This window comes from Streptomyces sp. NPDC051576, from assembly GCF_040681835.1.
Taxonomy (GTDB): domain Bacteria; phylum Actinomycetota; class Actinomycetes; order Streptomycetales; family Streptomycetaceae; genus Streptomyces.
Genome location: NZ_JBFAZO010000001.1, coordinates 223,353 through 238,163 on the forward strand (window position 1 = coordinate 223,353; position 14,811 = coordinate 238,163).

At 70.2% G+C, this 14,811-nt stretch carries 13 protein-coding genes; 4 read left to right on the plus strand and 9 right to left on the minus strand.

All coding sequences use genetic code 11. The features are described 5' to 3' along the window. Positions 1–107: 107 nt before the first annotated feature. Entirely contained in the window at positions 108–617 is a 510-nt protein-coding gene (locus AB0M63_RS01045; protein WP_355904929.1) for a DUF6668 family protein, read from the minus strand. A gap of 1,513 nt (positions 618–2,130) precedes the next feature. On the opposite strand from AB0M63_RS01045, the gene AB0M63_RS01050 reads away from it, so the two are divergent. After that, positions 2,131–2,769: a hypothetical protein gene (locus AB0M63_RS01050; protein WP_366017950.1), complete on the plus strand. Its 639-nt coding sequence runs from the start codon at positions 2,131–2,133 to the stop codon at positions 2,767–2,769. A 10-nt stretch (positions 2,770–2,779) separates the two neighbouring features. On the opposite strand, the gene AB0M63_RS01055 is transcribed toward AB0M63_RS01050, so the two are convergent. The 3 genes from AB0M63_RS01055 to AB0M63_RS01065 all read right to left on the minus strand — a co-directional run bounded on the left by AB0M63_RS01055 (position 2,780) and on the right by AB0M63_RS01065 (position 5,299). Then, positions 2,780–3,262 (minus strand): VOC family protein, encoded by a 483-nt coding sequence (locus AB0M63_RS01055; RefSeq protein WP_366017951.1) that lies wholly within the window; start codon positions 3,260–3,262, stop codon positions 2,780–2,782. 43 nt (positions 3,263–3,305) lie between these two features. Next, positions 3,306–4,304: an EamA family transporter RarD gene (gene rarD, locus AB0M63_RS01060; protein ID WP_366017953.1), complete on the minus strand. Its 999-nt coding sequence runs from the start codon at positions 4,302–4,304 to the stop codon at positions 3,306–3,308. Between the two features lie 140 nt (positions 4,305–4,444). Further along, positions 4,445–5,299: an NAD(P)H-binding protein gene (locus AB0M63_RS01065; protein WP_355904939.1), complete on the minus strand. Its 855-nt coding sequence runs from the start codon at positions 5,297–5,299 to the stop codon at positions 4,445–4,447. A gap of 89 nt (positions 5,300–5,388) precedes the next feature. On the opposite strand from AB0M63_RS01065, the gene AB0M63_RS01070 reads away from it, so the two are divergent. From AB0M63_RS01070 to AB0M63_RS01080, 3 genes are all read left to right on the plus strand, one after another. Beyond that, on the plus strand, positions 5,389–5,796 hold the full coding sequence (locus AB0M63_RS01070; RefSeq protein ID WP_366017954.1) for a helix-turn-helix domain-containing protein: 408 nt from the start codon (positions 5,389–5,391) through the stop codon (positions 5,794–5,796). A 262-nt stretch (positions 5,797–6,058) separates the two neighbouring features. Then, positions 6,059–6,259: a hypothetical protein gene (locus tag AB0M63_RS01075; RefSeq protein WP_366017955.1), complete on the plus strand. Its 201-nt coding sequence runs from the start codon at positions 6,059–6,061 to the stop codon at positions 6,257–6,259. Positions 6,260–6,432: 173 nt separating this feature from the next. Next, positions 6,433–6,912, plus strand: coding sequence for a DUF6082 family protein (locus AB0M63_RS01080; RefSeq protein WP_355905284.1), 480 nt, complete (start codon positions 6,433–6,435; stop codon positions 6,910–6,912). 78 nt (positions 6,913–6,990) lie between these two features. Here the strand turns inward: AB0M63_RS01080 and AB0M63_RS01085 are convergent, their stop codons facing one another. From AB0M63_RS01085 to AB0M63_RS01105, 5 genes are all read right to left on the minus strand, one after another. Then, positions 6,991–8,070 carry a 2-oxoacid:ferredoxin oxidoreductase subunit beta gene (locus AB0M63_RS01085; protein WP_355904947.1) on the minus strand — a complete coding sequence of 360 codons (1,080 nt, stop codon included), beginning with the start codon at positions 8,068–8,070 and terminating at the stop codon, positions 6,991–6,993. After that, the gene (locus AB0M63_RS01090) at positions 8,063–10,000 is read right to left on the minus strand and encodes a 2-oxoacid:acceptor oxidoreductase subunit alpha (protein ID WP_355904950.1); all 1,938 of its coding nucleotides are present in this window, start codon (positions 9,998–10,000) and stop codon (positions 8,063–8,065) included. The genes AB0M63_RS01085 and AB0M63_RS01090 overlap by 8 nt, the downstream gene beginning before the upstream one ends. Positions 10,001–10,322: 322 nt before the next feature. Then, complete coding sequence (locus tag AB0M63_RS01095) at positions 10,323–10,982, minus strand: response regulator transcription factor (protein WP_355905287.1); 660 nt, start codon at positions 10,980–10,982, stop codon at positions 10,323–10,325. A gap of 309 nt (positions 10,983–11,291) precedes the next feature. Continuing rightward, the gene (locus AB0M63_RS01100; RefSeq protein WP_366017957.1) at positions 11,292–12,641 is read right to left on the minus strand and encodes a sensor domain-containing protein; all 1,350 of its coding nucleotides are present in this window, start codon (positions 12,639–12,641) and stop codon (positions 11,292–11,294) included. Positions 12,642–13,523: 882 nt separating this feature from the next. Next, on the minus strand, positions 13,524–14,744 hold the full coding sequence (locus AB0M63_RS01105) for a sensor domain-containing protein (RefSeq protein ID WP_355904956.1): 1,221 nt from the start codon (positions 14,742–14,744) through the stop codon (positions 13,524–13,526). Between the last annotated feature and the right edge of the window lie 67 nt (positions 14,745–14,811).

A 14,811-nucleotide genomic window follows, 5' to 3' on the forward strand; every position in this document is an offset into this window, starting at 1 on the left:
GTCCCCCAGGGGTAGTGGGCGCGCGACGATTACATCTGCGTGCATTATATGCGCACGCAATTACTTGTCCAAGGGGTGCTTGTTGGCTGATGGACTGCCGCTGTACGTCAGCGAGTGCGTCGGGCCGGTGTCCCCGTGAGCCGGGCCAGCGTCTCCGACTCGCGGGGCGGCGCACCGCTGAGGTCGCCGACGCGCCAGGCCGGTACCCACGGCACGCGGTAGACGTCGATCACCGACTCGATGGCCTTGAGGTGAGGGGCGAGTTGTCGGGGCAGCCGCCCCGGTGCGTCCGCGACGAGGACGACCGCGTCGAGGTCGAGCCCCGCGGGTGCCTCACCGCGCCGGAAGACCTCCACCGCGCGGGAGACGGCGGCCAGCCCGGAGGCGTGGGTGCGGGCGACGAGCAGTACGGACGGCGGGTCCTGCGGCCCGGGCCAGTCGCGTCCGCAGTCCTGACCGCCGTAGACGGCGGCGAGGGTGGTGACGCCGGCGCCGCCGTGGGTGGCGACCCAGGAGAAGCGGCGCGCGGTGGCGGGGATGCCGGAGGGGCGTTCGGGCGCGTCGTCCACCGGTCCGCGGAGCCAGATCTCCGGCCCCTGCCGTCCACCCGTCTGCATGACCGCACTCCTCCCTCGTGGCCCCGCCGAATCCTGGCCTCCGACCGGGCGCGCGAGTGGCCGCGAACTCCTGGGACGAGGCTGTGACGTCGCGGTGACCGGAGAACCGGAAGGAAACGGCGAGACTCAACAGTACGCGTACGAACGGATCTTGACGCTGGGGAGCGTGGGCCCGTCGGCGGGAAGGGTTCCATGGGGGCACCATGGGATCCGTAGCCGCTTCCGACCGACTCCCCGACGCATGCGAGTGAGGGAACCGATGACTCGACTCAGCCGCGAGAAGAAGCGGGAACAGAAGCGAGCCGCACGCTCGGCACCCTTCGAGGTACGGGTACCCGTGGACGGCGCCGCCTCGATCGGCGGCGTACCGGTCACCGTGCCCCCCGGCGAGGAGATCCAACAGGCGGTCCTCAGCCACCTCCACCGCATCGCCACGGCCACCGGCAACTCCGTCCAGGCGACGATCCACGACGACCGCATCGGCTATGTCGTACCGCTTCGGATCGACCCGGACGGCTCCAGCCACTTCTCGGGGGAGCCGCGGGCGACGGGGGTGGCGGGGGTCCCGCCGACACCGGTCGCGACTCCGCCGACTCCGGCAGCGGTCCCGCCGGCGCCGGTTGCGCTTCCGCCGGGGGCGGCGGAGGTCCCGTCGGTGCCGGTCGCGGCAGTGGGTTCGGGATCGGCACCGGTTACGGGATCGGCTACGGCTCCGGGATCAGGAGCGGGATCGGATTCGGGGTCGGAGGGGGACCCCGAGGACCGTCGCCCGAGCGGCGACCCGGCGACGCATCGGCTGCTGGCGGTGGCGGAGGGGCCGGCGGGAGAGGCGGTCCCGACGTTCCCATTGCGGGCGGTGCCCGAGTCGGCGGGGGAGTCGGCACCGACGTTCCCCTTGCACGCGGTACCGGAGTCGGCGGCCCAGGGCGGTACGCCGCTTGGGTTGGTCCAGCCTCCGACGGGGGCGTTTGGGCCGCCGCCGGTTATGGGTGGAGTGCCGGGCGCGGATGCGGTGCCGGGGGAGGGTGTTTCGCGGGGTGCGGGTGCGGGAGCTCTGCCGGGTGGGGATGTTGCGCCGGGTGCGAGTGCCCCGTCGGCGGTGGATGATCCGTGGGTCACGGATACTCGGCCCGTTGTGGGTGCCCCACCGGTCGCGGACGGAGCGCCGGTCTCGGACGCTCCGCGTAGGGATGCAGTGCCGGATGCGGACGCTTCGCGGGTTCTGGGCGCCCGACCGGGCGTGAGCGCCCAGTCGGTCGCGGACGGAGCGCCAGCCATGGATGCCCAGCCAGTCACGGACGCTCGGCCGGTCGCAGGCGCGTCGCCGGTGACGGATGTACCTCCGGGCGCGGGCGGGGTGCCGGTCGTCGGACCGCTGCCGGGCATGGGCGCTGGGTCGATCGCGGATGCATCGCCGGGCGCAGGTGCTGGGCCATTCGCGGGCACCCCGCCGGTCGCAGGCGCCGGGCCGCTCGCCGACGTGCCGCCCCCCATGGACGTGAGGCCCGCCGCAGTGGGTGTACCGGAAACGGGGTACCGGCCCGAGCGTGTTCAGCGGCCCGCGCCCATTCCCATCCCCGATCTCGCGCTGACCGCGCCGGAGCCCGACGCCAAGCCGACGCCCGCGCGTGGGTTCGACGCTGTTGCCGAAGCCGTGCTCGGGGACGAACCGTTGGTGACCGACGGCGCGGGGACCGCGTTCCTCGTGGAGCCGATGGGGCTGATCAACGAGGCCGTCAAGGCGGGACGGATCGAGGAGGCGGCGGGGCTGGCGGAGCGGACCGTCGACGAGGCGGCGGCCGGGCTCGGGCCGGAGCACCCCGAGGTGCTGCGACTGCGCGAACTCACCGCCTACATCGCCTACTTGGCCGGTGACCCGCTCCGCTCCTTCCACCTCTCCCTCGACCTCGCCCGCATCCGTCACCGCGCGCACGACGCGGAGGCCGCCTACGGCAACGTCCAGAGCGCCGCCACCGCCTGGCGCGCCGTACGCGACCCGGAGCAGGGCCTGGCCCTCGGCCGCGACCTGATCGACCTGTGGACCGAACTCGCCACCGAGGACGGCCCCGCCGTGGAGGACATAGAGGAACTGGAGTCCGCCCGCGCCCGCATGGGCCGCCTCACCGAACGCGCCCGCAAGAACTCCGGCTGAGCCCGCCCGCCTACGCCACGCAGAACTCGTTCCCCTCGGGGTCCGCCATCACCACCCACGCCCCGGCGGGCTCCGACACCCGCCGCAGCACACTCGCCCCCAGCCCCGTCAGCCGCTCCACCTCGGCCTCCCGCAGCCCCTCACCGGGATGCAGATCGAGATGCAGCCGGTTCTTGGCCGACTTCGACTCGGGCACGCGCTGGAACAGCAGCCGCCGCCCCAGCCCGGTGCCGCGCTCCTTGTCGTACGGATCGTCGGGATGCCGTACGGCCATCAGGTCCCGGAAGGCCGGGCGGCCGTGGAAGGTGACGGTCGCCGCGGCGGGCAGCGCGCCGAGCTCCAGCAGCCGTTCGACCAGCGCGCTGTTGTCCTCGGCCTCGTAATGCAGCGCGGCGGCCCAGAAGTCCGCCTGCGCGTGCGGGTCGGCGGCGTCGATGACGAGCTTCCAGTGGACGGGGGCGGGGGTGCCTGTCGGGGAGGGAGTCTGTGTCATGCCCTTCACTCTGGCATCGCCGGCACGCGCCGCGCCCGCGGTACTACGCGTCCACCACGTCGACCGGGTCTGTGCTGGGCGCTCCGGCCCCAGCCCCGGCCCCGCCCTTGTCCTTGTGCGCGAGAGGTGTCGTAGCGGACGCCGCCCTGCCCCTGCGCGCCGTGCGCCACGCGTCCGACGTCAGCACGACCAGCGCCAGCCACACCAGCCCGAACCCCGCCCAGCGCGCGGGCGGCATCGACTCGTGGAAGTAGAGGATGCCGAGCAGGAACTGGAAAACCGGTGCCAGGTACTGGAGCAGCCCCAGCGTCGACAACGGCACCCGGATCGCCGCCGCGCCGAAGCAGACGAGGGGGAGCGCGGTGACGACGCCGGTGGAGGCGAGTAGCGCGGCGTGCCCGGCGCCTTCGGACGCGAACGTCAGGCTGCCGTGGGAGTTCAGCCACAGCAGGTACCCGAGCGCGGGCAGGAACTGGATCGCGGTCTCCGCGGCCAGCGACTCGATACCGCCGAGGTTGACCTTCTTCTTGACCAGGCCGTAGGTCGCGAAGGAGAAGGCGAGGCAGAGGGAGATCCACGGGGGCTGTCCGTAGCCGACGGTCAGGACGATCACGGCGGCGAGGCCGACGCCGACCGCGGCCCACTGCGCCGGGCGCAGCCGTTCCTTCAGGAGCAGGACGCCCATCGCGATGGTGACGAGCGGGTTGATGAAGTAGCCGAGCGAGGCCTCGACGACGTGACCGCTGTTCACGGCCCAGATGTAGACGCCCCAGTTGACGGTGATGACGGCCGCGGCGATCGTGACGAGCCCCAACCTGCGCGGCTGCCGCAGCAGTTCACCGGCCCAGGCCCAGCGCCGGATCACCAGCAGCGCCACGGCGACGAAGGCGAGCGACCACACCATCCGGTGGGCGAGGATCTCGGCCGCGCCCGCGGGCTTGAGCACCGGCCAGAACAGTGGGACCAGGCCCCACATGCCGTATGCCGCGAAGCCGTTCAGCAGACCTATGTGGTGCTGTTCACCCTTCGGCTTCCCGCTCACGGGCCCCTCCTTCGCGCGCCACACCCGTCGGCCGCGGCAGCGCGGCCAGCACGAAGGTAACGCCGAGCGCCCCCGCCTGTCATGCCCGTATTGCCATACGGTCATGACAGGCGGGGGCGGGGCCCCGCGGGGGTGGGATGTCAGCCCTTGAGTGCGACCGCGATCGACTCGCTGATCGGCGTGGTCGGGCGGCCCGAGAGACGGGACAGGTCACCGGTGGCGATGACCAGCTCGCCCTTCTCTATGGACGCGTCGACGCCGGCGAGGATCACGGCGAGCGGCTCGGGCACTCCGGCGCCGGTGAGGATGCCGATGAGAACCTCGGCGGGGACGTTGTTGTAGGCGATCTCCTTGCCGGTCTGCCGGCTCAGCTCGGCCGCGTACTCGGCCGAGCTCCACGCCTCGTCACCGCCCAGCTCGTACGTCTGGTTCTCATGGCCCTCGCCGGTCAGCACGGCGACGGCGGCGGCGGCGTAGTCGGCGCGCGCGGCGGAGGAGATCCGGCCGTCACCGGCGGCGGCCACGACGGCGTTGTGCTCCAGGACGGGGGCCAGCTGCTCGGTGTAGTTCTCGTTGTACCAGCCGTTCCGGAGCAGGGCGTACGGCAGACCGGAGGCCAGCAGCGCCTCCTCGGTACCGCGGTGGTCGTCGGCCAGGGCGGCGGTGAGGCTGCCGGGGGCGCTGGTGTAGGCGAGCAGGGCAACGCCCGCGGCCTTGGCGGCCGCGATGACGACCTTGTGCTGCTCGACCCGGCCCTTGTCGAACTCGTTGCCGGAGATCAGCAGCACCTTGTCGCCGGCGGCGAAGACGCCGTCGAAGGTCTCCGGGGCGTTGTAGTCCGCGACCACGATCTTCGCGCCGCGGGAGGCGAAGTCGGCGGCCTTCTCCGGGGTGCGCACGACGGCGGTGACCTGATCGGCCGGAACCTTCTCCAGCAGCTGCTCCACTACCAGGCGGCCGAGATGTCCGGTGGCTCCGGTGACGACGATGCTCATGATGACAACTCCTTGTGGGGTGCGATGGCACTAACCCTAGGAGGTGCGCTAACTCAGCGAAAGTACCCACTTTGAAGTAAGGTACTGGCATGACGGTAAGCGCAGAGGTAGCGGAGACGCCGGCCCGCCGGGACGTGAGCGAGGCGATGTGCCCCTCCCGCCTGGTGCTGGAACATGTCACGTCTCGCTGGGGCGTCCTGGTCCTGATCGAACTCCTCGACCGCCCGTACCGCTTCAGCGAACTCCGCCGGGCGGTCGGCCGGGTGAAGCCGGTGAGCGAGAAGATGCTGATCCAGACCCTGCAGACCCTGGAGCGCGACGGCTTCGTCCACCGAGACGCCAAGCCGGTGATCCCGCCCCGCGTCGACTACTCCCTCACCGACCTGGGCCGCGAGGCGGCGGAACAGGTGCGGGGGCTGGCGCGGTGGACCGAGGCGCGGATGGGGGAAGTGGAGAAGGCGCGGGAGTTGTACGACCAGGCCAAGGAGAAGGGGTGACGGGTGCTCGGGCCTTTTCTTGTTCGCCGAGTCCAGTGATGTGGCCTTCGGTCTGCCTTGAAGGGGGTACCGACATATAGATGAGGATGTCGACATGCAGATGTAATTACACTGGTTAGAAAATCTTCAGCAGTGTGTGCATGTTTGCCTTGTATGTTGAGCAGCATCGCAGCATCTCAACGGTCGGCTCTCAAGGCAGGATGGCATGTCCAGTAATTCCTTTTCTCATGAAGTGATTCGTCGCCTCGGAACAGTCCCGGAAATGCGGGACAGTCGAAGCAGTGAGACCTGCCCGGACATCTTCGAGCTCGGCGACGGCAATTTCGCCGTCATCGGCACCGAGGCCACCGACGCCCTCGATCCCTTCCTCCCGCCCGACGCGGCCAGAGCCGACTACGAACGCATCGTCGTCATCACTCGCGCCACCCTGATTCACGCCAAGAACGACATCCCCGACGTATAGGGCAAAAGGCGGACGGGGCGGTGCCGAGTGTCCCTCCGTGCGCCCCCTGTCCGCCTCTGACTCTGTCCGCTCCGGCGGGCACGCTGGGGCGGCGGCTTTGTTCGCCGTGCGCCGCCGCTCCGAGTGCCCGGTGCGCGCACGGCCACCGGACGTCGGGAGGTCAAGGCGTGGCGATGTCGAACCAGGAAGAGAGTGCTGGAGATTTACTCCGTGCACTCAACGCCGTCTCCGACGGGCTGGCGGGTGTCGTGAAAGAGATGCACAGGGCGAACATCATTCAGATACAGCGGCTTTTCGCGGAGCAGTTGGATCGCTCGATCAGTGATCCGTTGCTTGCCGACGCCTTGAGTACCTTGGGTGATATATCTGCGAGTAGGCGACGTCAGATGATTTTCGCCAATCGGCAGTACGGCCTTATTCTGCTCGCCTATCGTGTCGGGGTGATAGACCGAGGCGAACTCCTCGGAGACCTGAAGGTTCTGAGCAGGAACTCCGTCTTCGCGGAGTACTGGCAGCGCACAGCCGAGCACCGGCTGCTGCTGCCCGAGGAGTCGCTGGAGGCCCGGACGGGCCGGGCGGTCGACGCGGTCATGGACGAGCGGCCGGATGATCTGGAGGAGTGGTGGGTCGTCGGCTCCGAGCCCGACGCGTGACGTGAACAAACGCGTGACGTGAACATACGAGAGGGCCTGGGCAGCGCGCCCAGGCCCTCATGTCGTACGAGCGGATCCTCAACCCACAACGGTCCAGGTGTCCCCGCCCGCCAACAGCGCGGCCAGGTCGCCCTTGCCGTTCTGCACGATCGCGGAATCGAGCTGGTCGGCCATCTGCGTGTCGTACACCGGCCGCTCCACGGACCGCAGGACACCGATCGGCGTGTGGTGCAGGGTGTCCGGGTCGGCCAGGCGGGAGAGGGCGAAGGCGGTGGTCGGGGAGGTGGCGTGGGCGTCGTGGACCAGGATCTGGGACTCGTTGGCCGGGGTCACGTCGACCACCTTCAGGTCGCCCGTGGTCACATCCCGTACGACCCCCCGCGCACCGTCCGCGCCGAAGCGGATCGGCTGCCCGTGCTCCAGGCGGATCACCGCCTCCTCGGCCTGCTGCCGGTCCTTGAGGACGTCGAAGGCGCCGTCGTTGAAGATGTTGCAGTTCTGGTAGATCTCCACCAGCGCGGTGCCCGGGTGGGCGGCGGCCTGGCGCAGCACCTCCGTCAGGTGCTTGCGGTCGGAGTCCACGGTCCGCGCCACGAAGGACGCTTCCGCGCCGATCGCCAGCGACACCGGGTTGAACGGCGCGTCCAGCGAACCCATCGGCGTCGACTTGGTGATCTTCCCGACCTCGGAGGTCGGCGAGTACTGGCCCTTCGTCAGGCCGTAGATCCGGTTGTTGAAGAGCAGGATCTTCAGGTTCACGTTGCGGCGCAGGGCGTGGATCAGGTGGTTGCCGCCGATGGAGAGGGCGTCGCCGTCGCCCGTCACCACCCAGACGCTCAAGTCCCGCCGGGAGGTGGCGAGTCCGGTCGCGATCGCGGGGGCGCGGCCGTGGATGGAGTGCATGCCGTACGTGTTCATGTAGTACGGGAAGCGGGACGAGCAGCCGATGCCCGAGACGAAGACGATGTTCTCCTTGGCCAGGCCCAGTTCGGGCATGAAGCCCTGAACGGCGGCCAGGATCGCGTAGTCACCGCAGCCGGGGCACCAGCGCACTTCCTGATCGGACTTGAAGTCCTTCATGGACTGGCGGGCCTCGGCCTTGGGGACGAGCGAAAGTGCCTCGATCGTGCCCGTGCCTTCCGTGGACGTCTCAGCCATCGATGGCCTCCTTGAGAGCCGTGGCGAGCTGCTCAGCCTTGAACGGCATTCCGTTCACCTGGTTGTACGAGTGCGCGTCCACCAGGTACTTCGCCCGGACCAGCGTGGCGAGCTGACCGAGGTTCATCTCGGGGATCACCACTCTGTCGTAACGCTTCAGGACCGCGCCGAGGTTCCGCGGGAAGGGGTTGAGGTGGCGCAGGTGCGCCTGCGCGATGGACTCGCCGGAGGCCCGCAGGCGGCGGACCGCCGCGGTGATCGGGCCGAACGTCGAACCCCAGCCGAGGACCAGCGTGCGCGCCTCGTGCGGGTCGTCGACCTCCAGATCCGGTACGTCGATGCCGTCGATCTTGGCCTGGCGGGTGCGGACCATGAAGTCGTGGTTGGCGGGGTCGTAGGAGATGTTGCCCGAGCCGTCCTGCTTCTCGATGCCGCCGATGCGGTGTTCCAGGCCGGGCGTGCCGGGGATCGCCCAGGGGCGGGCGAGGGTCTGCGGGTCCCGCTTGTAGGGCCAGAAGACCTCGGTGCCGTCGTCCAGGGTGTGGTTCGGGCCCTGGGCGAACTGGACGGTGAGGTCCGGGAGTTCGTCGATCTCGGGGACGCGCCAGGGCTCGGAGCCGTTGGCCAGGTAGCCGTCCGAGAGCAGCATCACCGGGGTGCGGTAGGTCAGCGCGATCCGCGCCGCCTCGATCGCCGCGTCGAAGCAGTCGGCCGGTGTGCACGGGGCGACGATCGGGACCGGCGCCTCGCCGTTGCGCCCGAACATCGCCTGGAGCAGGTCCGCCTGCTCGGTCTTGGTCGGCAGGCCGGTGGACGGGCCGCCGCGCTGGATGTCCAGGATGAGGAGCGGCAGTTCGAGGGAGACCGCGAGCCCGATCGTCTCCGACTTCAGTGCCACACCCGGGCCGGACGTCGTGGTGACGGCCAGCGAGCCGCCGAAGGCCGCGCCCAGCGCCGCGCCGATGCCGGCGATCTCGTCCTCGGCCTGGAAGGTCCGGACGCCGAAGTTCTTGTGCCGGCTCAGCTCGTGCAGGATGTCGGAGGCGGGCGTGATCGGGTACGAGCCCAGGAACAGCGGGAGGTCCGCCTGCTGGGACGCGGCGACCAGTCCGTAGGACAGGGCCAGGTTCCCGGAGATGTTGCGGTAGGTGCCGGTCGGGAACGCCGTCGCGGCCGGGGCGACCTCGTAGGAGACGGCGAAGTCCTCCGTCGTCTCGCCGAAGTTCCAACCCGCCCGGTACGCGGCGATGTTGGCGGCGGCGATCTCGGGCTTCTTGGCGAACTTCGTCTTGAGGAACTTCTCGGTGCCCTCGGTCGGCCGGTGGTACATCCACGACAGCAGGCCCAGCGCGAACATGTTCTTGCTGCGCTCGGCCTCCTTGCGGGTCAGGCCGAACTCCTTGAGCGCTTCGACGGTGAGGGTCGTGAGCGGGACGGGGTGCAGGCTGTAGCCGTCCAGCGAGCCGTCGTCGAGGGGTGAGGCGGCGTAACCCACCTTCTGCAGCGCGCGCTTGGTGAACTCGTCCGTGTTGACGATGATCTCCGCACCGCGCGGAACGTCACCGATGTTCGCCTTCAGGGCGGCCGGATTCATCGCGACCAGCACGTTGGGCGCGTCGCCCGGGGTCAGGATGTCGTGGTCGGCGAAATGGAGCTGGAACGACGAAACCCCCGGCAGGGTGCCTGCGGGGGCGCGGATCTCGGCGGGGAAGTTCGGCAGTGTCGACAGGTCGTTCCCGAAGGACGCCGTCTCCGAGGTGAAGCGGTCGCCGGTGAGCTGCATACCGTCACCCGAGTCACCGGCGAACCGGATGATCACCCGGTCCAGGCGTTGGACGTCCTTCACCCCCGCCGGTTTGCGTTGTTCCCCGAGCTCTCCGACGACGGCTTTGTCGGACCGCTCCGCTGGGCTACTGACCTGGCTGGTCACTGAACTGGACCTCCTCTTCGAGGACGCTGTCCGGGCATGGTCGTACCACCGACCCTCCCAGGATCAACCCTACGTCCGTAAGGGTCGCCTTCCTTCGGCCGTTCGCATGATGGACGCTGTTTTGAGACGGCCGGACGCCCTGACTTGTCATGATTTCTAGCCCCCCGACGCTTCCCTTTGGCGATGCTTGCGACGCTCCCCTTGCATTGTCCGGTTCTCGGACTCGACGAACGGCGGGCAGTCCCGGCCAGTGGATGACCGGCCAGGCCGAGACGGAGTCCCCGACCGACACGGCATCCATGGCTGACACAGTGTCAGTTTGTCAGGAGTTGAGATAGGTGAGGACGGCCAGAACACGCCGGTGATCCCCGTCACTGGGCGACAGCCCCAGCTTCAGGAAGATGTTGCTGACGTGCTTCTCGACCGCGCCGTCGCTCACCACCAACTGCCGGGCTATCGCGGAGTTCGTCCGCCCCTCGGCCATCAGCCCCAGCACCTCGCGCTCCCGAGGGGTGAGCCCCGCGAGCACGTCCTGCTTACGGCTGCGCCCCAGCAACTGCGCGACCACCTCCGGGTCGAGCGCCGTACCCCCCGAGGCCACCCGCACCACCGCGTCGACGAACTCACGCACCTCCGCCACCCGGTCCTTGAGCAGATAGCCGACGCCGTGGGTGGAACCGGCCAGCAGTTCGGTGGCGTAGCGCTCCTCCACGTACTGCGACAGCACCAGCACGCCGAGCCCCGGATGCGCCTTGCGCAGCTCCACCGCCGCCCGCACGCCCTCGTCCGTGTGCGTCGGCGGCATCCGTACGTCCGCCACGACGACGTCCGGCAACGTCCCCTGGTCGGCCAGCTCGGTGATGGTCTTGACCAGCGCGTCCCCGTCGCCCACCCCGGCCACCACGTCATGCCCGCGGTCGGTCAGCAACCGGGTCAGGCCCTCCCTGAGCAGCACTGAATCCTCGGCGATGACCACCCGCACCCTGTCCTCCACGATGTTCGGCCCCCCATAGCCCGCTCTGGCACGACAAGGCCAGCATTCCAGTATTCGGACCGGGGTGCGCCCGAGCGACTGGATTAGGGGGGTGGGGGGTCACTTTTCAGTTGGCTGGCATCTTCAGCCTGTACGGCGGTCACTTTTCGGTGGGGTCGGCATCATCAGCCCGTCCGGCGTTTGAGGACGAGGCCGTCCAGGCCGAAGGGGGGTCTGGGGGCGCAGCCCCCAGGGGGCCAGGGCAGCGGCCCGCCTACTCCCTCGCCCTCGTCCTCACCCTCACCCTCACCCTCACCCTCACCCTCGCCCCCGCCACGGCAACTCCGCGGTGATCCGGGTAGGCCCCCCAACCGGCGAATCGACCACCAGAATCCCGTCCACCGCATCCAACCGCCCGGCAAGACCAGCCAACCCCGACCCGCCGGCGGCATCCGCTCCGCCGACCCCGTTGTCCACGACCTGCAGCATCAGCCGGTTCTCCACCCGCCACACGTCCACCGCCGCCCACGTCGCCTTGGCGTGCTTGCTGATGTTCTGCAGCAGCTCGGAGACGGTGAAGTACGCGATCCCCTCGATGGCGGCGGCGGGCCGCGAGGGCAGGTCCACGTCCACCTGCACCGGCACCGTGCAGCGCGAGGCGACGGAGGAGAGCGCCGCGTCGAGCCCCCGGTCCGTCAGCACCGCCGGGTGGATGCCGCGCGCCAGATCCCGCAACTCCTGCAACGCCGTCTTCACCTCACCGTGCGCCTCGCCCACCATGCGCGCGGCGGCCTCCGGGTCCTCCGCGAGCTTCTCCTTCGCCAGCCCCAGATCCATGGCCAGGTTGACCAGCCGGGCCTGCGCCCCGTCGTGCAGGTCCCGCTCGATCCGCCGCAGGTCCGCCGCCGCCGTGTCGACCACGACACCCCGGTCCGACTCCAGCTCCACGACCCGCGTGGCCAGCGACGACGGCCCGAGCAGCCCGTGCACCAGCAGCCGGTCCACCATCGTCAGCGCCCGCACGATCCACGGCGTGGCCAGCGTGAACAGCAGTCCCACCAGCGCGGTGACCGTGATCTCGAACGGGTTGTCGAGATAGATCTGGTGCTGCCCGTCCCCGTACAACTGAAGGCCGCCCTGGCCGCCGTACATCGGGAAGAGCCAGAACCACAGCGGATAGGTCAGCAGCGCCCAGCCGTAGGCCCAGAAGTTGAGGGCGACGACGAAGGAGAAGACCGCCCACGGGAAGTGCAGCACCGCGTAGAGCAGGTGGCGCCAGGACGCGCCGGACTTGAGGACCGCGCCCATCCAGGCCATCGGGCCGCTCTTCTTCATCCGCAGCGGCTCGGGGGCGGCGACGTCGAGGTCGAGCAGCCACCGCGCCCGCGCCCGCTCCAGCGCCCCGAAGCCCCGGCAGCCGGCCAGGGCCCCCGCCAGGACCGGAACCCCGAGGAACGTGATCAGCAGGCCCGCGCCGAGCGCCGCCATCGTCACCGCGTAGGTGAAGAGCAGGACGCTGATCGGCAGACTCAGCAGCACATAGCCGAACTCCCGCCAGCTACGCCCCTCCAACGGCGCGCGCAGCACGGTCGGCAGCCGACGCCGCGCCCGCTCCTCGGCGACGACCGTCCCGTGCGATCGGTACCCCTGCCCGTACTCCGTGGCCATCGGCGTCTTCCTGTCCTCATCGTCCGCCTGCTTCCGCAGCGGTGCTGTCGTACCTCCACACTGCTCGCTCCCACCTCCCCGAGCCATGGAGTCCGTCGGCGTCCTCGAAGGGGGGTTTTCCCTACCTCCGACCGCTCGGCCCGGCGCGGCGCGTTTGCGCCAGGGTGGTTCGGCGGTGGCTGTCGTGGGGCCGCCGGGTGGGGGATCGGGGACGGACAGGGGTGTACGGCGGCGCGTTGGTCGGCGAGGCCGTGTTCCCGGTGCGGGTGGTTCGGTGGGTGCGCTATTTCCGACCGCCCGGGCTGGCGGCGCGTTCGCGCCAGGGTGGTTCGGCGGTGGCTGTCGTAGGGCCGCCAGGCGGGGGGCCAGGGATGAACAGGCCGTCCACGGTGGCGAGTTGGCGGGCGGCGTTGCTGCTTGGGCGTGGGTGGTCGGGGATTCCGTCTTGTGGCAGTCCGGCTCGGTGGCCCGTTCGCGCCAAGGCAGCGGTCTACGGCGGTGGGTTGGTCGGGGAGGTCGGGCCCCGGTGTGGGTGGTCGGGAGGTTGCGCTATCTGCGGCCGCCCGGGACGGCGGCACGTTTCCGCCAGGCAGCTCTACCGTGAGCGGTCGTAGATCCGCCGGGTGGGGGTGGTCGGGGGCGGACGGGCCGTCCACGGCGGCGAGTTGGCCGGGGAGGTCGTGTCTCCGGCGTGTGTGTGGTCGGGAGGTTGCGCTACTGCGAGCTGCCCGGGTCGGCGGCGCGTTCGTGCCAAGGCGGCGACCGCTGTGCCTGTCCTGGGGTCGCCTGTTTGGACATCGGGGATGAACAGGCCGTCCACGGCGGCGGGTTGGTCGGGGAGGCCGCGTCTCCGGCGCGCGTGTGTGTGGTCGTGAGGCTGCGCTACTGCCGGCCGCCCGCATCCGCCGCGCGTTCGCGCCACGGCAGCTCTGCCGTGATCGTCGTAGGGCCGCCGGGAGGGGAGTCGAGGACGAACAGGCCGTCCACCGCGCCGAGTCGGTCCGCCAGGCCGCGCATGCCGGTGCCTCCGTCGAGGCGGGCGCCGCCGCGGCCGTCGTCCCATACCTGGATGAGCAGCCGGTCCTCCGCCCGCCACACGTCCACCGACGCGGAACGGGCGCCGCTGTGCTTGCTGATGTTCTGCAGCAGCTCGGAGACGGTGAAGTACGCGATGCCCTCGATGGCCGCCGCCGGGCGCGCCCCCAGGTCGGCCGTCACCTTCACCGGGACCGTGCACCGCGAGGCGACCGAGGACAGCGCCGCGTCGAGACCCCGGTCAGTGAGGACGGCGGGATGGATGCCGCGCGCCAGGTCGCGCAGTTCCTGGAGCGCGAGCTTCACCTCGCCGTGCGCCTCGTCGACCATCGCGGCGACATGCTCGTCGGCCTGGCCCTCCAGCAGCTTCTCCTTGGCCAGGCCCAGACCCATGGCCAGGTTGACCAGCCGGGCCTGCGCCCCGTCGTGCAGATCACGCTCGATCCGCCGCAGGTCCGCCGCCGCCGTGTCGACCACGACACCCCGGTCCGACTCCAGCTCGGCGATACGGCGCTCCAGCTCGTCTGAGGGGGAGAGGAGACCGCGCACCATCGCCCGGTCCGCGTTCGCCAGCCCCCGCGCGATGAACGGCAGCACCGGCCACAGCACGAACAACGAGGTCAGCGTGATGGTGAAGGTGACGATGCCCCACGGCAACCGCATCCCGTCGTACAGCACCGTCCGCCACCCCACCGGATCCTTCAGCGCCATCCACACCCGCTGCAGCAGCCCGCCCCCCTTGCGCAACGGCAACGGGCTCGGCTCCTCGATCCGCACCCCGAGCAGCCGCCTGGCCCGGCCCCGCTCGAACTTCCCGATCAGCCGCGCGCCCATCAGCCCCAGCGCGAGCAGCGGAAACCCGACCACCGTGACGGTCAGCGCGGAACTGGTGACCAGCACCGTCACCACATAGACGAACCCGAACACCGCCATCGGCAGATTCGCCAGGAGGTGCGCGATCTCCTTCCAGGTGTGTCTGTCGTAGGCGAAGCGGGCCGGCGGCAACGGCTCGTCGAGCTTGTCGCCGCCAAGGGCCGCCGGGTCTGCGTAGGGGATGCGTACGGTCATATGGGCCAGCGTGCCGCGCGGCGCGCTCCCGCGCCATGAGGTACGCCGCCCCGGTCTCCTGGGGAAA